The sequence below is a fragment of the Salarchaeum japonicum genome, assembly GCF_049705945.1.
Classification (GTDB): Archaea; Halobacteriota; Halobacteria; order Halobacteriales; family Halobacteriaceae; genus Salarchaeum; species Salarchaeum japonicum_A.
Map to the genome: position 1 here is coordinate 589,153 of NZ_JBNAMV010000004.1, position 15,672 is coordinate 604,824.

15 protein-coding genes are annotated in these 15,672 nt (G+C 67.0%); 1 reads left to right on the plus strand and 14 read right to left on the minus strand.

Annotated elements, in window-relative coordinates; genetic code table 11:
* Positions 1-20: 20 nt before the first annotated feature.
* Entirely contained in the window at positions 21-773 is a 753-nt protein-coding gene (locus ACOZ4O_RS04810) for a GNAT family N-acetyltransferase (protein WP_424524180.1), read from the plus strand.
* Here the strand turns inward: ACOZ4O_RS04810 and ACOZ4O_RS04815 are convergent.
* The 14 genes from ACOZ4O_RS04815 to ACOZ4O_RS04880 form a co-directional block, all read right to left on the minus strand.
* Complete coding sequence (locus tag ACOZ4O_RS04815) at positions 770-2,473, minus strand: acyl-CoA mutase large subunit family protein (RefSeq protein ID WP_424524181.1); 1,704 nt, start codon at positions 2,471-2,473, stop codon at positions 770-772. The two genes, ACOZ4O_RS04810 and ACOZ4O_RS04815, sit on opposite strands and share 4 nt — an antisense overlap.
* A 48-nt stretch (positions 2,474-2,521) precedes the next feature.
* Positions 2,522-3,313, minus strand: a complete 792-nt coding sequence (locus ACOZ4O_RS04820) for an ABC transporter permease (RefSeq protein WP_424524182.1) — start codon at positions 3,311-3,313, stop codon at positions 2,522-2,524.
* A complete protein-coding gene (locus ACOZ4O_RS04825) occupies positions 3,310-4,296 on the minus strand; it encodes an ABC transporter ATP-binding protein (RefSeq protein WP_424524183.1) in 987 nt (328 codons plus the stop codon). The genes ACOZ4O_RS04820 and ACOZ4O_RS04825 overlap by 4 nt, the downstream gene beginning before the upstream one ends.
* 61 nt (positions 4,297-4,357) lie before the next feature.
* Complete coding sequence (locus tag ACOZ4O_RS04830) at positions 4,358-5,161, minus strand: CBS pair associated ParBc domain-containing protein (protein WP_424524184.1); 804 nt, start codon at positions 5,159-5,161, stop codon at positions 4,358-4,360.
* 34 nt (positions 5,162-5,195) lie between these two features.
* A complete protein-coding gene (locus ACOZ4O_RS04835; RefSeq protein WP_424524185.1) occupies positions 5,196-6,599 on the minus strand; it encodes a DHH family phosphoesterase in 1,404 nt (467 codons plus the stop codon).
* A gap of 49 nt (positions 6,600-6,648) precedes the next feature.
* On the minus strand, positions 6,649-8,118 hold the full coding sequence (locus ACOZ4O_RS04840) for an NADH-quinone oxidoreductase subunit N (RefSeq protein WP_424524186.1): 1,470 nt from the start codon (positions 8,116-8,118) through the stop codon (positions 6,649-6,651).
* Positions 8,119-9,636 (minus strand): complex I subunit 4 family protein, encoded by a 1,518-nt coding sequence (locus ACOZ4O_RS04845; protein ID WP_424524187.1) that lies wholly within the window; start codon positions 9,634-9,636, stop codon positions 8,119-8,121. It abuts the gene before it with no gap.
* Positions 9,637-11,646, minus strand: a complete 2,010-nt coding sequence (nuoL, locus tag ACOZ4O_RS04850; RefSeq protein WP_424524188.1) for an NADH-quinone oxidoreductase subunit L — start codon at positions 11,644-11,646, stop codon at positions 9,637-9,639.
* Position 11,647: 1 nt separating this feature from the next.
* Positions 11,648-11,950 (minus strand): NADH-quinone oxidoreductase subunit NuoK, encoded by a 303-nt coding sequence (nuoK, locus tag ACOZ4O_RS04855; RefSeq protein ID WP_424524189.1) that lies wholly within the window; start codon positions 11,948-11,950, stop codon positions 11,648-11,650.
* On the minus strand, positions 11,947-12,270 hold the full coding sequence (locus ACOZ4O_RS04860; protein ID WP_424524190.1) for an NADH-quinone oxidoreductase subunit J: 324 nt from the start codon (positions 12,268-12,270) through the stop codon (positions 11,947-11,949). The genes nuoK and ACOZ4O_RS04860 overlap by 4 nt, the downstream gene beginning before the upstream one ends.
* On the minus strand, positions 12,270-12,545 hold the full coding sequence (locus tag ACOZ4O_RS04865; RefSeq protein ID WP_424524191.1) for an NADH-quinone oxidoreductase subunit J: 276 nt from the start codon (positions 12,543-12,545) through the stop codon (positions 12,270-12,272). The genes ACOZ4O_RS04860 and ACOZ4O_RS04865 overlap by 1 nt, the downstream gene beginning before the upstream one ends.
* Positions 12,542-13,003 (minus strand): NuoI/complex I 23 kDa subunit family protein, encoded by a 462-nt coding sequence (locus ACOZ4O_RS04870; RefSeq protein ID WP_424524192.1) that lies wholly within the window; start codon positions 13,001-13,003, stop codon positions 12,542-12,544. The genes ACOZ4O_RS04865 and ACOZ4O_RS04870 overlap by 4 nt, the downstream gene beginning before the upstream one ends.
* Complete coding sequence (locus ACOZ4O_RS04875; RefSeq protein ID WP_424524193.1) at positions 13,000-14,049, minus strand: complex I subunit 1/NuoH family protein; 1,050 nt, start codon at positions 14,047-14,049, stop codon at positions 13,000-13,002. Before ACOZ4O_RS04875 ends, ACOZ4O_RS04870 begins: the two co-directional genes overlap by 4 nt.
* Positions 14,046-15,671, minus strand: coding sequence for an NADH-quinone oxidoreductase subunit D (locus ACOZ4O_RS04880; RefSeq protein ID WP_424526146.1), 1,626 nt, complete (start codon positions 15,669-15,671; stop codon positions 14,046-14,048). The genes ACOZ4O_RS04875 and ACOZ4O_RS04880 overlap by 4 nt, the downstream gene beginning before the upstream one ends.
* Position 15,672: the final 1 nt, after the last annotated feature.

Below are 15,672 nucleotides of genomic sequence, written 5' to 3' on the forward strand. Positions count from 1 at the left end.
TGGGCGTGCTACTCGAGAGCATGGAGGTTCGTGCTGCGGCCGACGGCGACGCGGAGGAGATTCGGACAGTCGCTCGCGCGTCGCTCGACGCGTCCTACGCGGACGCGCTCGGCGAGGACGCGGTCGAGGCTCTGGTGGCGGACTGGTATGCGCTGGACCGCGTCGCGGACCGCATCAACGACGAGGGAACGTTCTACGTCGTCGCCCAATCCGACGGTGGCGTAGTCGGGTTCGTCGAAGTGGAACTCGACGAGCCGAACGAGTCCGCCGCCGAAATCCAGTGGCTGCACGTCCATCCCGACAGCCGCGGCGAGGGCGTCGGCGCGGCACTCCTCGAGGACGCGGAGGAGCGCGCGCTCGAACGCGGCGCGAACCGCGTCGAGGGCGTCGTGCTCGCCGCGAACGACGACGGAAACGCGTTCTACCACGCGCACGGCTACGAGCGCGTCGGCACGCACACTGTCGAGGTCGGCGGCGAGTCGTTCGACGAGCACACGTACGTGAAGCGCCGCGACGCCGACGGCCCGACGGAATCCCTCGAAGAGCACGATGTGGATGGCGAGACCGTGTACGTCGCGCTCGACGAGCGCGAGCGCGGGAGCGAAGCGGCGTTCTACACGGCGTACACTGACGCGGAGCGAGAGCACCGCTACGGCTACTACTGTTCGAACTTCGGGAGCTTCGACACCGTGATGAACTCGATGGAGCGCGTGGAGTGCGCGGACTGCGAGAACAGCCGGAAGCCGAGCCGGTGGGACGCGGCCTACCTCTAGGCGACGCCGACGGTCTCCTGGTAGGAACCGTGTTCGGCCTCGAACACGTCCATTATTTCGCCCATGGTCGCGTACGCCTTCACCGCGTCCACGACGTACGGCATCGTGTTCTCGCCGGAGTCGACGGCGTCTTCGAGTGCCGAGAGCGCGTCCGCGACGGCCGCGTCGTCCCGCTCGTCCTTCACGGATTCGAGGCGGGAGAGCTGGCGTTCGCGCGCCGCTTCCTCGTCAATGTGCAGGAGGTCGAGTTCGTCGTCGTCCTCGCTCGAATACTTGTTCACGCCGACGACGACCTCCTCGCCCGCGTCCACGCGCTCTTGGTACTCGTACGCGGACTCCTGAATCTCGCGGTGGAAGTACCCCTCCTCGATGCCTTGGAGGACGCCGTCCCGGATGGAGCCGTCGCCCATCTCCTCGATCTCCGCGAGGTACTCCAGGACGGTTTCCTCCATCTCGTCCGTGAGGGATTCGACGGCGAAACTCCCGCCGAGCGGGTCGATGATGTCAGCCACGCCCGACTCCTCGGCGAGGATTTGCTGGGTTCGGAGCGCGACCCGCACCGCGTCCTCCGAGGGGAGCGCGAGCGCTTCGTCGTAGGAGTTCGTGTGCAGGCTCTGCGTCCCACCCAGGACCGCGGCCATGGCCTGAATCGTCACGCGAATCACGTTGTTCAGCGGCTGCTGGGCGGTCAGTGATTGACCGGCGGTCTGCGTGTGGAACTTGAGTTTCTGGGACGCGTCGGCCTCCGCGCCGTACTCCTCGCGCATCGTGCGGGCGTAGATGCGGCGGCCCGCGCGGAACTTCGCCACTTCCTCGAACAGCGAGTTGTGGCTGTTGAAGAAGAAGCTCAGCGTCGGCGCGAACTCGTCCACGTCGAGGCCGCGTTCGATGGCGTCCTCGACGTACGCGAACCCGTCCGCGAGCGTGAACGCGAGTTCCTGGGCGGCCGTACTGCCGGCTTCGCGGATGTGGTAGCCCGAAATCGAGATGGGGTGGAACTTCGGCGTCTCACGCGTGCAGAACTCGACCGTGTCCGTGACGAGGTCGAGGCTCGGCTCCGGAGGTATTACCCACTCCTTCTGCGCGATGAACTCCTTGAGCATATCGTTCTGGAGCGTGCCGCGGAGTTCGCTCCGGTCGATTCCCTGCTGGTCGGCGAGCGCGACGTACATCGCGTAGATGACGGGCGCGCTCGGATTGATAGTGAAACTCGTCGAGACCTCGCTGAGGTCGATGCCGTCGAACAGGATTTCCATGTCGCGGAGGGTGTCCACCGCGACGCCCTCCTTCCCGACCTCGCCGAGACTCATCGGGTCGTCCGAGTCCAACCCCATCAACGAGGGCATGTCGAACGCCGTCGAGAGGCCGGTCTGGCCGTTCTCGATGAGGTAGTGGAAGCGCTCGTTCGTCTCCTCCGCGGTTCCGAAGCCCGCGAACTGCCGCATCGTCCACGTCCGCCCCCGGTAGCCCGTCGGATAGACGCCGCGCGTGTACGGATACTCGCCGGGATATCCAAGGTCCTCCTGATAGTCGAGGTCGTCGACGTCGCTGGGGTCGTAGAGTCGGTCGACTTCGAGGTTCGAGACGGTCGCGAACCGGTCCTTGCGCTCGCCGTACTTCTCCAGGACGGGGTCGAGCGTGTCGGATTCCCACTCCGTGCGCGCCGCCCGAATCTCGGACAGCTCCTCGTCGTCGAACATACCACAAATTTTGCCGCACAATCCATTAAGGTTCCGCGTGTCGCCGGCCTAGTAGTGTCCCATCACGCCGGCGCGACGCGCCCAGCGTTGACAGTAGTGGAAGGCGGCGTAGCCGGCGGCGAGGTAGCCGACCGCGGTGGCGACGAGCACGCCGAGTTCGGCGGGCGCCATCCGCCAGAGCGGGACGCCGTCCGCCATCGCGCGCTGGAGGAGGTTGCTTCCCTGCGCGAGCGGCAGCCACTTCAGGAGCGGGTAGTCGGCGACGGGCGCGGCGATGAGCGCGATGAAGACGAACTGGAGGAGTTGGAAGGCGTTCTCCACGCGCTTGAAGCGGATGGCGAGCCCGCCGAACACGAACCCGATGCCGACGGCGGGCGCGACGGCGAGCACGCCGAGCGGCACCACGGTGAGCGGGTCGAGCGCGAGCGACCGCCCGGTCACGACGAGCATCACGGCGAGCGTGATAGCGCCCCAGAGGAAGGCTTCGAGGACGTTCACTATCGTCTTGGTCGCCATCACGCGCCCGAACCCGAGCGGGGACATGAACAGCTGTTCGAGCGTCCCCCACTGGGCTTCGCGGGTGACCGCCCACGACAGCCCGCTGTACGCGGCGATGGCCATGCTCCAGAGGAGGTAGCCGACGATGATGCCGGAGAGCGAGTCGTCGATGGCGGCGGGTGCGACCGCGCGGCCGCCGTAGAAGATGACGAAAAACACGAGAATCAGCGTCCCGACCTGCGAGAGCGTGTTCACGGGATACCGCACGAGTAGGAGGACGGTCTTGCGCGCGGACGCCCGGAAGAACCGGGCGTAGTCCGCGAGCGATACGTCAGTGGTCATCGAGCGTCCTCCGTGACGGAGAGGAAGACGTCTTCGAGGTCGGGGTCGTGGCTGTCCACGTCCGAGAGCGTGAGTCCGGCGTTCCGCAGCACGTCGAGCACGTCGTAGAGCGACGCGTCGCCGGAGAGCGTCACGTCGAACGCGGTGCGGTCGCCGCGCGTCGTCCAGTCGGCCGCGTCGAACCGCGTTTCGAGCGTCTCTCGCGTAGCGTCGGAGAGCGCGCCCGCGACCTCGACGCGGTACGCCTGCATCTCGAACACGCCGACGAGGTCGTCGACGGGGTCGTCCGCGATGACCGAGCCGTTCGAGAGGATGACGACGCGGTCGCAGACCGCCTCCACCACGTCCATGTCGTGACTGGAGAGCACGACCGTGATCGACTCCTCCTCGGCGAGCCGTCGGAGTTCGCGGCGGAGTTCGAGCGACGCCTCCACGTCGAGCCCCAGCGTGGGCTCGTCGAGGAACACCACGTCGGTTCCGCGGGCGAGCGTGCACGCGAGCGACACCTTCTGTTTCTGGCCGCGCGAGAGGTCGTTCACGGGGTCGTCGGCCTTCTCCGCGAGTCCGAACTGGGAGAGCAGGCGGTCCTGGCGCTCCCGGGACGCGGGGTTCGCGGCGAGCGCCGCGAAGTAGTCGAGGTTCTCCCGCACGGTGAGCCGCCAGTAGACGTTCCGCGCGCCCTCCAGCATCGCACCGACGTGTCGGTACACCTCCCGCGGCCGTTCGTGAGCGTTCACACCCGCGATTTCCACCGTTCCATCGGTCGGGACGACGAGGCCGAGAATCGACTTGATTGTCGTCGTCTTCCCCGCGCCGTTCGGCCCCAGCACGCCCACGACCTCGCCCCGGGACACGTCGAGGGAGACGCCGTCCACCGCGGTGACGGCGTCGTCGCCCTCGCCGTACGTCTTCCGGAGACCGTCGACGTGGAGGACCGTCTCGGCCGTCGCGTCGTCGCGCGTCCGCGCCTGCGCTTGCTGCATACACGGACTCTCCCGGCGTCTCGAGGTAAATCTTTCCAGAACGAGAGATCGGTCAGCGTGCTTACTGGAAGCGTTCGGTGGTCTCGACGAGCGGGTGGCGGGCGTAGTCCACGACCTCGATGTCGGCGACGGATTCGAGGCCTTCCTTCTCGGCGGTCTTGGCCATCCCCAAGTCGACGCGGCGGTCGAGCACGATGACGTACGCGTCCATCTCCTCGATACCGGCCTGCTCGGCGGCCTTCACGCGATGGTGGCCGTCCGCGAGCAGGAGGTCGCCCTTGTTGTCGATGACGACGAGCGGTTCGGTGAGGCCGCGTTCGAGTTCGTACTGGCGGCCCTCGAGCTCGTCCGCGTACACGCGGTTCTGGGTCGGGACGATTTCGCTGATGCGGACGGTGCGGCGCTCCTCGCCCGCGTCTACACCGTGAATGGATTCAAGCGTGCGCATCAGTTTCCCGACCTTCTCCGGGGTCGCGCGCTCTATCTGGGAGCGAATGAAGTCCGCGTTCGAGATGATGCCGACGAGGTGGCCGGCGTCGTCCACGACGGGGAGTTTCTGGATGCCGGAGCGGAGGATGACGCGCGCGGCGTCCGTCACGTCCATGTCGGGATGCGCGACGATGAGGTCGTTGCTCATCACGGCGAAGATGGCGGCGTCCTCGTCCGCGCGCAGGAGGTCGCGAGCGCTCACGAACCCCTCCACGCGCCGGCCGTCCGTGACGGGGAAGCCGTTGTGGCCGTCGCTGGTCACGATGCGTTCCGCGACCTCGGCGACGGTGTCGTCGGGCGAGACGGTTTGTACGTCCCGCGTCATGTACTCGCTGACCTTCGGTTTCCCGGGGCCGTTCTCGAACGCCTCGTCCATACGAAACGTAGCGCACCGGAGAGGAAAAGCCCTGCTACCGGACCGCCGCGAAGAACCGGTCCGCGATAGCGTCTTCGAGGACGGCCTGGAGTTCGTCCGCGGCGTCGCCGTCCAGCACGTCGAAGACGCCCATCGGTATCTGCGCGCCCGCCATGTCCGCGTGCCCGCCGGCGCTCCCGAGCGCGTCGAACGCCTCGCGGAGCGCGCTCCCGAGGTCCACGTCCGCGCCGCGGGCGCGAGCGGACGCGTACACGGTGCCGTCCATGAACCCGTAGACGAACGTCACGGTGACGCCCTCCATCGCGAGCAGGCGGTCCGCGGCCTGCGCGAGCGTGTCCCGGTCGTTGAGAGCGCCGACGCAGGAGGCGAGTACGGACCCGTTCAGTTGACGGTTTCCGATGCCGCGCGCGATGACGTCGAACGTGTCCGCGCTCATGTTCGGGCTCTCCACGCGCTCCAGCACGTCCACGTCGGCGTACGCGAGGAGTTCCGCGGCGGCCTCGAAGTCCGCGGTCGTTATCTCTCGGGAGAAGTCCTTCGTGTCCACGCGAATCCCGTAGAGGAGGCCGGTTGCGACCGACGTGTCGAGGTCGACGCCGAGCTGGCTGAGGTACTCCACGAGAATCGTGCTCGTCGCACCCATCTCGGGACGTACGTCCACGAAGTCCGCGTCTATCTCGCCCTCGGAGGGATGGTGGTCGATGACCACGTTCACGTCGGTGTCGGGCGGGAGTTGGTCGTTCACCCCCGGCCGCGAGTGGTCGACCAGTGCGATGCCCGCGTAGTCGTCCAGGTTCGCGTCCGGGTCGAGGTTCACGAGGTCGAGTTCGAGGAGGTTCACGAACGCCCGGTTCTCCTGGTGGCTTATTTCGCCGAAGTAACAGGCGTCCGCGGGCGTGCCGACGCCCTCGGCGATTCGGGTGAGCGCGACCGCGGCGGCGATAGCGTCGGGGTCGGGGTTGTCGTGCATGAACACGGCGAGCCGACCGTCCACGTCCTGAAGGGTGCCGCGGAGGTCGTGGACGCGTCCCGAGTCCCCGCGCGCGGCGGTCTCCGCCACGTCGTCCACGACTGCGGCGCCGGCGTTGACCACGCGGTCGGCGGACGCGTCGAGCACCTGCTGCGTCGAACGGGTCGCGCCGAACCCCGAGAACGCGACGATGTACGCGTCCGGGTACGTGGTCGTGACGGCGCGAACGGCGGCGAGGTTCGTCTCGGGGTCGTCGGCACCGACGAACACGATGTCGGGGTCGGTCTCGCGGTCGATGCTCACGGGGTCGGTGATGTCGGCCGTCTCCGCGGGCACTTTCTCGTTTCGGAGGGACTCGACGCGGCTCGCGTCCGAGTCGAGGACGAGCAGGTCGCCGGACTGGCCGCCGAGTTCGTCGACGACCGCGTGACCTGTCGTCCCACACCCGAGGACGAGCCGGAATACCATCACGTCCGGTTATCCTGCGGCCGGCCTAAAACCTACCGTCTACCGCCGACTACCCGAGAAGGGCGGTGGCGGCGGAGACGGCGGTATCAGCGACCGGGTCGAACGCGACGAGGAGGAGGACGGTGACGACGCCCGCGGTGACGACGGCGGCGTACAGGCCGGCCGGTCGGCTGCGGATGTCGAACGCCGTCTCGGGCTCCGTAACCCAGAGCGCCTTCACGACGCGCGAGTAGAAGTAGAGCGAGAGCGCGCTGTTCACGACCGCGATGGCGACGAGCCAGACGAATCCGGCGTCGACAGCGGACGCGAACAGGAAGTACTTCGAGAGGATGCCGACGCCGACCGGGAGGCCGGCGAGACTGAACACGAACACGGTCATCGCGAGCGACGCGACGGGTGCGCGGCGACCGAGGCCCGCGTAGTCCTCGAACGTCTCGCCGACGCCCCAGTGTTCGGCGAGCGCGACGAAGAGGAACGCGCCCGTGTTCATGAAGCCGTACGCGAACAGGTGCATCATGCTCGCACCGAGCACGAGTCCGTCGGCGTCTCCGGCGAGCGCGGCCAGTCCGATGAGGACGTAGCCGGCGTGACCGATGCTGGAGTACGCGAGCATGCGCTTGACGGACTCCTGGCGGGCGGCGGCGAAGTTCCCGAGCGTCATCGTCACCGCGGCGAGCACGGCGAGGACGAGCGCCCAGTTCACGGTGGACGCGACCGCGTCGAGCGGGAAGCCGACGGTGAACACGCGGAACGCCGCCGCGAACCCGGCGGCCTTCGACGCGCTGGAGAGGAAGGCGCTGATGGGGGCGGGCGCGCCCTCGTAGGCCTCGGGCGCCCAGAAGTGGAAGGGGACGCTCGCGGTCTTGAACAGGAACCCGCCGAGCACCATCAGCACGCCGACGCCGAACACGCCGTCCAGGGACTGTTCGGCCGCCGTGGCTCCGATGTCGGCGAGCGCGAGCGACCCGGTCGCGCCGTAGACGAGGCTGATGCCGTACAGCATCACCGCGCTGGAGAGCGCGCCGACGAGGAAGTACTTCATACTGGCTTCCACGCTGTCCTTGTTCGACTTCAGGAAGCCGACGAGGACGTAGGACGGGAGACTGACGAGTTCGAGCGCGACGAACACGGTCGCGAGACTGTTCGCGGCCGCGAGCACGCTCATCCCGGTCGTGGCGAGCAGGACGAGCGCGTAGTACTCGGCGGCGTGCGCGTGCTCACGAACGTAGTCGTAGGACGCGGCGACGACGAGCGTGGCGATCGACCCGACGAGCACCGTGAAGAACAGCGCGAGGTCGTCCACGACGAGCGCGCCCTCGAACGAGGTGAAGGCGTCGCTTCCGGTGCCGGCCCACGCGAACCAGACGGCGAGTCCGGTCGCGACGAGCGTGCCGGCGCCCGCGATGGACGCGAGCAGGCCGTCCTTGCGGTCACCGGGCGCGAGCGTGTCCACTGCGAGCACGAGCAGGGCCGCGAGCGCGAGGGCGTACTGCGGGGAGAGCGGTGGGAGTTCGACCATCTATACACCACCTCCGAGAATCGCGTTGACGGAGTCCTGAATCATACCCATGAAGGCGTCGGGGGCGACGCCGAGTCCGATAGCCAGCAAGATGAGGACGACGCCGGGCGCGAGCGCAATCCGTGCCGGGTCGGCGACCGCGGCGTCGGTGTCGACCTCGTAGGGGCCGAAGAGCACGCGCTGCATCGTCCACAGCAGGTAGCCGGCGATGATGACGATGCCGAACATCGCGACGGCCGTGAACAGCGCGGCGTTCTCGTAGCCGGCTTGGAAGGAGCCGGTGAAGATGAAGAACTCCGCGGCGAACCCGCTCATCAGCGGGAGTCCCATGTAGCCGAACGCGCCCGCGACGAACACGCTCGCGGTCACGGGCATCTCCGACGCGACGCCGGAGAGCTTATCGACCATCCGCGTGTCGGCGGAGCGCTCGATGGCGCCGACGGCGAGGAACAGCACGCCGATGAGGAGGCCGTGGCTCACCATCTGGAACGTCGCGCCGGCGAGGCCGTACGTCGTGTACGTGACGAGGCCGAGCAGCACGAAGCCCATCGATGGAATCGAGGTGTACGCGACGATGCGCTTGAGGTCCTGCTGGCTCACCGCGACGAACGACCCGTACAGCACCGTTATAACGGCGAGAGCCCCGAGGAACGGCGCGAACTCGCGAGTGGTCTCGGGGAACATCGTGACGTTGAACCGCAGGAGCGAGTACGTCCCCATCTTCGTCACGACGCCGGCGAGCACGAGCGTCACCGGGGTCGGGGCTTCCGTGTACGCGTCGGGAAGCCACGTGTGGAAGGGAACAAGCGCGGTCTTCACGGCGAATCCGAAGAACAGCGCGAAGAACGCGACTGTCGTTATCGTGTCGGGTGCGAGCCCGTAGAACGTCGTGAGTTCGTCGCCGCGCACGGCGGCCGCGACGGCCGCGAGATCGAAGGACTGCACGGGCGACGCGAACACGACGAGCATGAATCCGATGAACAGCACGAGGCTCGCGACGTTCGTGTACACGAAGAACTTGATCGCGGCGTACGTCCGCCGCGGGCCGCCCCAGACGGAGATGAGGAGGTAGAGCGGGACAAGCACGAACTCCCAGAACACGAACCAGACGAAGAAGTCGAGCGCGGCGAACACGCCGAACAGGCTGGCTTCCGTGAACAGGAGGAGCGCGTAGAACTCGGAACGCCGCTCGTCGATGTAGCTCCACGCGGTCACGATAGCGATGGTGGTCATGACGGCGGTGAGCAGCACCAGCGGGAGGCTTATTCCGTCGAGTCCGACGTGCCACTGGAGCGCGTACTCGCCGAACGATATCCACTGTCGGGTGGTCTCGAAGGCGGGCGTGCCGCTCTGGAGGAGGGCGTTACCCGCGCCGTCGTAGCGACTGTACAACAGGAGACTGCCCGCGAGGGGCAGGAGGCTGAGCGCGAACCCGAGTTTCGCCGCCCACTTCTCGGGCGCGGCGATGACACAGATGGCGCTCAGGAACGTGACTGCGAGTAGGGCTTCTATCAACATCTAGAACCACCCCCCGAGGAACCCGACCACGGCGAGGATGACGACGAGGCCGAGCGCGAGGAGCATAACGTAGTTCGACACCTGTCCGGTCTGCAGGCGACGGGTCTGTGCGCCGCTGAACAGGGTGACGCTCGAAACGCCGTCGACGACGCCGTCGACGATTCCTTGGTCGAATTTGCTCGCGCCCTTGGAGACGGGGAGCGCGACACCGGTCGCGAGCCAGTCCTGGAACTCGTCCTGGTAGTAGTTGTTGTAGAACAGGGTCTTCACCGATCCGAGTTTCTCCGTGTGCTCGGCGGGTTCGGGGCCGCGGTAGAGCAGCCACGCGAGCAGGACGCCGGCGAGCGCGAGGGCGAGGGAGACGCCCGCGGTCAGCACGCTACTGACCTCGGTCGCGGTGTAGGCGGCGTTCGCGGCCACGAGCTCGTGGTAGTGGTGTGCGGCGGTCGTCTCGATTGGGCCCTGGAGCCACGAGTCGAGGAAGGTGACGCTCGCACCGGTGAGTTCGTGAATCAGGCCGGGGTTGACGAACCCGACGACGGCCGCGCCGACGCCGAGAACGGCGACGGGGAGTTTCATGTTCCAGCCGACGCCGTGCGCGGACTCCGCCTCGCTGCTCCGGGGTTCGCCGTGGAAGGTGAGGAGCACCATCCGAATCGTGTAGAACCCGGTGAAGAACACGGCGACCAGCCCGAAGACGGCGGCGACGAGTACGGCGGTGTTCCCGCCGAGGCCGTAGACGAGGGCTTCGTGAAGGACGGCGTCCTTCGACCAGAAGCCCGCGAACGGCACGATGCCGGCGAGCGCGAGCGACCCGGCGAGGAACGCCCAGTAGGTCACTGGGAGTTTGTCCTTGAGGCCGCCCATGTTCCACATGTCCTCGTCGTGGTGCATCGCCACGATGACGATTCCCGCGCCGAGGAAGAGGAGCGCCTTGAACACGGCGTGCGTGAGCAGGTGGAAGACGCCGGCGACGTAGCCGCCGGCGCCGAGGCCGAGCATCATGTAGCCGTACTGGCTGATAGTGGAGTACGCGAGCACCTGCTTGATTTCGCGCTTCACGAGCGCCATCGTCGCCGCGAACAGCGCCGTGAACCCGCCGACGAGCGCGATAATCGCGAGCACGGTCGGGAGCTGCGCGTAGAACCCGTACATGCGGGCGACGAGGTAGACGCCGGCCGCCACCATCGTCGCGGCGTGGATGAGCGCCGACACGGGCGTCGGGCCCTCCATCGCGTCCGGGAGCCACGTGTGGAGCGGGAACTGCGCGGACTTCCCGATGACGCCGCCGAGGACGAGCAGGCCGAGGACGGCGAACCAGTTCTGGGCGCTCAGCCCGAAGTACGTGGTCGCGCCGCCGTCGAGTCCGGCGGTGACGAGTTCGGGGAGTTCGGTGAACGTCGCGGTGCCGAACGTCCCGAGAATCCCCACGAGACCGAGGAGGAGGAAGTAGTCGCCGAAGCGCGTGACGAGGAACGCCTTCTTCGCGGCGCTCGCGGGGCCGGGCCGGGTGTACCAGTGGCCGATGAGCCACCACGAGCAGAAGCCGACGAGTTCGAAGAAGACGAAACTCATCAGGAGGTTGTCGGCGAGCGCGAACGCGAGCATGCTCGCGGTGAACAGCCCGAGGCCGGCGTAGTAGCGCGGCCGGCCGGGTTCGTTCTCGTCGTTCATGTAGCCGAGGCTGAACACGTGGACGAGCAGCGCGATCAGCGACACCAGCACGGCCATCATCGCCGACAACGGGTCGATGAGCAGGCCGAAGTGGAGGCTGAATGTGCCGTCGCCGGCGACCCACGTGTAGAGTTCTTCGTTCAGCGTTTCGCCGCCGCTGACCGTGAAGAAGACCCACACGGACAGCGCCAGCGACCCTGCGGTCGCGAGGATTCCGGGAATCGCGCCGTCCCGGGGGAGGACGCGCGGCGCGTAGTGGCCGACGAGGAGCGCGACGAGGAATCCGGCGAGCGGCAGGGCGGGAATCGCCGCAGCGTAGTCGAGTGCACCCGCCATCTTACCACCTCATTGACGTAGGAATCGTCACATCGACGCCTTTGAAGTTCCGGTACAGGGCGAGCACGATACCGATGCCCACGGCGACTTCCGCGGCCGCGAGCGCCATCGCGAACAGGCTGAACGTCTGTCCGACGAGGTTGCCGTGCATGTGGCTGAACGCGATGAAGTTGAGGTTCGCGGCGTTCAGCATGAGTTCGACGCTCATCAGGAACACGAGCGCGTTCCGCCGCGTGAGCACGCCGAACAGGCCGATGCAGAAGATGCCGGCGGACAGCAGCAGGAAGTACTCGGTGGGTATCACTCGTCGTCACCCCAGTTGAGCGGGTTCCCGATGCTGCCGTCCTCGCGTTTCGCGAGGAGGATGGCGCCGACGAGCGCCGCGACGAGCACGAGGTCGATGAGTTCGAACGCGGCGAGGAAGCCCTCGGTCGGGACGCCGCTCTCCTCGGTGAAGTCGAAGAGCGAGTACCCGATGTCCGCGATGAGGGTGGCGTCCGCGGGGAAGCCCGCGGGGTCGGGGAGGTTCGCGCCGAGGAACGCCGCGGCCATCACGACGAACAGCGCGACGGCGACCAATCCGGGGAGGACGCGGATGTCCTCCGCGAAGCGAAAGCGCGCCATCAGCCCGCCACCTCCACGTCTTCGTCTTCCTCTTCGGCGCGTGTGAGCATCACCGCGAACGCGATGAGTACGAGCACGCCGCCGACGTACACGAGAACCTGCATCGCCGCCGGGAACTCCGCGTTCAACCACACGAAGTGAACGGCGAGCGAGAGCAGCGCGCCGCCGAGCATCAGCGCGGAGTGCCAGATGTCACGCATCAGGACAACGCCGAGGCTGAACGCGAGCGTCGTCAGCGCGAGCACGGCGAACGCGCCCGTTTCGACGAGCGTCACTGGTAATCCACCTCGCCTTCACCCTCGCCGACCCACGCGGACCGGTCCGGTTCGCGGGCCGCGAGCGGGTCGATGTCCTTGTACCACGGGACGTTCTTCAACTGCTCCTTGTTGTACGCGAGGTCGTGCTTCGTGTCCCCGGTGAACTCGAAGTTCTGCGTCAACAGGATGGCGTCCACGGGACACACCTCCTCGCAGAGTCGGCAGTAGATGCACTGGCCGACGTGGAGGTTGTACTGTTCGCCCTGTCGCTTGTCGTCGGTGACGATGTGGATGGTGTCGTTCGGACACACCTTCTCGCACTGCCGACACCAGATACAGCGCTCCTGACTGAACTTGTGAATCCCGCGGAACCGCGGGCTCACTTCGGGCGCCGTATCTGGATACTCGACGGTGAACGTCTTCCCGTCGAGCGCGTGCTTCATCGTCGTCGCCATGGATTTGAGTACACCTATCATGCGATCACCCCCACGATGACTGCGGTGAGAACGAGGTTCGCGAAGGACAGCACGAGCATGCCCTTCCACCCGATCTCGATGAGTTGGTCGACCCGGATGCGGGGAACCGCGGACCGACACCACTGCGTGAAGAGGAACACCGCCCAGATTTTGGCGATGAACCAGACGATACCGGGGATCCACGGGCCGGCGGGGCCGCCGAGGAAGAGCGTGGCGATGATGGCGCCGCCGAGGAAGATGTGGAGGAACTCCCCGAGGTAGAAGAGGACGAAGTAGACGGAGGAGTACTCGGTCTGGTAGCCGGCGACGAGTTCGCTCGGCGCGTCCGCGAGGTCGAACGGGTTCCGTCCGACTTCCGCGAGGTTCGCGACGACGAACAGCGCGAACGCGAACGGGTTCACGAACCCGAACCACATCGGGATGTGAACGCCGGCGACGACGGCGAGCGTCTCGGACTGCGCGGCGACGATTTCGCTCACTTGGAGCGACCCCGCGAGCAGCACGACCGACGCGGCGGTGATGACGAGCGGGATCTCGTACGCGATGCTCTCGGCGACGGCACGCATGCTGCCGAGGAACGAGTACTTGTTCGAGGACGCGTATCCGCCGGCGACGATGCCGAGCACGGAGAGCGAGGAGACGGCGAACACGAACGCGATGCCGACTTCGGGGTCGGCGAGCTGGATGCCGTTCCCCATCGGAATCACCGCGAACCCGAGGAGCGCGCTGAACGGCAGGAGGAACGGCGCGAGGTCCCACGCGGGCCGGTCGACGCCCTCGGGGACGATGCGTTCCTTCGAGAGGAGGCGGACGGCGTCCGCGACGATGATGAACAGGCCGAACGGTCCGACCTTGCTCACTGCGATACGGTCGGTGAACGCCGCCGTAATCTTCCGTTTCGCCCACGGTCCAGCAACGGCGCTCAGCGTCAGCAGCACGGTCGCGATGAACGCCGCGCCGAGGAGCGCGCTCAGGACTTCCATCCAGAGCGGCGGGGTCGCGCCGTACCCGAGCAGTTCGCTGATGGTGACCGGGAGCGTGCTCATCTGTCCACCTCACCCAGGATGATGTCGAGGCTGCCGAGGGTCGCGATGAGGTCCGGGATGTACTCGCCGTTGCTCATCGCGGGGAGCGCCTGCAGGTTCGAGAAGCACGGGCTCCGAATCTTGAAGCGCGCGGGCTTCCCGGTGCCGTCCGACCGGATGTAGACGCCGAGTTCGCCCTTCGCGCCCTCGACGGCGCGGTACGTTTCCCTATCTGCTTCGGGGTTGAGGGTGCGCGGGACGTTCGACTGGACCTCGCGGTCGTCCTCGGGCCAGTCTTCGAGGAGGTCGACGCACTGTTCGATGATGCGCGCGGACTGCTCGACCTCCCGCATCCGCACCAAGAGGCGGCTGTAGTTGTCGCCGCCGGACTCGGTGACGACGTCCCAGTCGAGGTGCTCGTAGTAGCCGTACGGGTCGTCGCGGCGGAGGTCGTAGTCCACGCCGGACGCGCGGGCGATGGGACCGGTGACGCCGAAGTCCTTCGCCGTCTCCGCGTCGAGAACGCCCGTGTCGATGCAGCGGAGCTGGAAGAGTTCGTTGTCGGTGATGAGGTCGTGGTACTCCTCCAGCCGACTCGGGAGTTCGTCGAGGAAGTCCCGGACGTTGTCGAAGAACGTCTCCCGGGGTTCGGGGATGTCCCAGACGACCCCGCCGAGGCGGAAGTAGTTGAACATCATCCGCTGGCCCGTGAGGTCTTCGAGGAGTTTCTGGACGTTCTCGCGGTCCCGCATCGCGTACATGAAGATAGCCGTGAACTCGCCGTAGATGTCGAGGCAGAACGTCCCGAGCGCGAGCATGTGGCTGGCGATGCGGCAGAGTTCCGCGCCCATCGTCCGGATGACCTGCGCGTACTCCGGGACCTCGATGTCGTTCAGGTCCTCGGCGGTGCGGGCGTACGCCCACTCGTTCAGGAGGCCGGCGGACGCGTAGTCCCACCGGTCGGGGTACGGCATAATCTGGTAGCGGTAGTTCCCGTTCTGCGCCATCTGCTCCTCGCAGCGGTGGAGGTAGCCGATGTCGGGTTCCACGTCCGCTACCTGCTCGCCGTCCAGCACGGTTTCGAGGTGGAGGACGCCGTGCGTCGCCGGGTGGTGCGGACCGATGTTGAGGAACATCGTGTCGGACTCCTCGTCCTCGAACTTGCCCTGCAGGGGGTTCTTGTTCTCCTCGAACGTGACGATCTGGGGCTTGTTCTGGTTGTAGTCGCGGCCGAGCGGGTGGCCCTGCCAGGTCTCGGGCAGGAGGATGCGGCGGAGGTCGGGGTGCTCGTCGTACTGGACGCCGACGAGGTCGTACGCCTCGCGCTCGTGCCACTCAGCCGTCTTGAAGACGGAGGATGCGGACTGACTCACGGGGTCGTCGCGGCTCGTCGGCACCACGACGGAGACCTCCTCGGTCGGGTCGTTGTACTTCTTCAGGTGGTAGATGGACTCGAAGCGGTCCTCGTACTCCTGACCCGTGACTGCGGAGAGGTGGTCGAAGCCCGCCTCTTCCTTCAGGGCGCTCAGCGACTCCTCGACGCGGTCGGCGCGCACCACGAAGCCATCGGCGTTCAGGTGGGTTTCGCGGCCGACCACGGCGTCGCCGAGCAGGTCTTCGAGCGCGTCGTAGTCGACGCCCATC

Coding starts and splice junctions, on each gene's coding strand:
- ACOZ4O_RS04830 (WP_424524184.1), bottom strand. CDS start 5,161: ATGGACGAGGCGTTCGAGAACGGCCCCGGGAAACCGAAGGTCAGCGAG.
- ACOZ4O_RS04845 (WP_424524187.1), bottom strand. CDS start 9,636: ATGTTGATAGAAGCCCTACTCGCAGTCACGTTCCTGAGCGCCATCTGT.
- ACOZ4O_RS04820 (WP_424524182.1), bottom strand. CDS start 3,313: ATGACCACTGACGTATCGCTCGCGGACTACGCCCGGTTCTTCCGGGCG.
- ACOZ4O_RS04860 (WP_424524190.1), bottom strand. CDS start 12,270: ATGGCGCGCTTTCGCTTCGCGGAGGACATCCGCGTCCTCCCCGGATTG.
- ACOZ4O_RS04870 (WP_424524192.1), bottom strand. CDS start 13,003: ATGATAGGTGTACTCAAATCCATGGCGACGACGATGAAGCACGCGCTC.
- ACOZ4O_RS04815 (WP_424524181.1), bottom strand. CDS start 2,473: ATGTTCGACGACGAGGAGCTGTCCGAGATTCGGGCGGCGCGCACGGAG.
- ACOZ4O_RS04825 (WP_424524183.1), bottom strand. CDS start 4,296: ATGCAGCAAGCGCAGGCGCGGACGCGCGACGACGCGACGGCCGAGACG.
- ACOZ4O_RS04875 (WP_424524193.1), bottom strand. CDS start 14,049: ATGAGCACGCTCCCGGTCACCATCAGCGAACTGCTCGGGTACGGCGCG.
- ACOZ4O_RS04840 (WP_424524186.1), bottom strand. CDS start 8,118: ATGGTCGAACTCCCACCGCTCTCCCCGCAGTACGCCCTCGCGCTCGCG.
- ACOZ4O_RS04835 (WP_424524185.1), bottom strand. CDS start 6,599: ATGGTATTCCGGCTCGTCCTCGGGTGTGGGACGACAGGTCACGCGGTC.
- ACOZ4O_RS04880 (WP_424526146.1), bottom strand. CDS start 15,671: ATGGGCGTCGACTACGACGCGCTCGAAGACCTGCTCGGCGACGCCGTG.
- ACOZ4O_RS04810 (WP_424524180.1), top strand. CDS start 21: ATGGAGGTTCGTGCTGCGGCCGACGGCGACGCGGAGGAGATTCGGACA.
- nuoL (WP_424524188.1), bottom strand. CDS start 11,646: ATGGCGGGTGCACTCGACTACGCTGCGGCGATTCCCGCCCTGCCGCTC.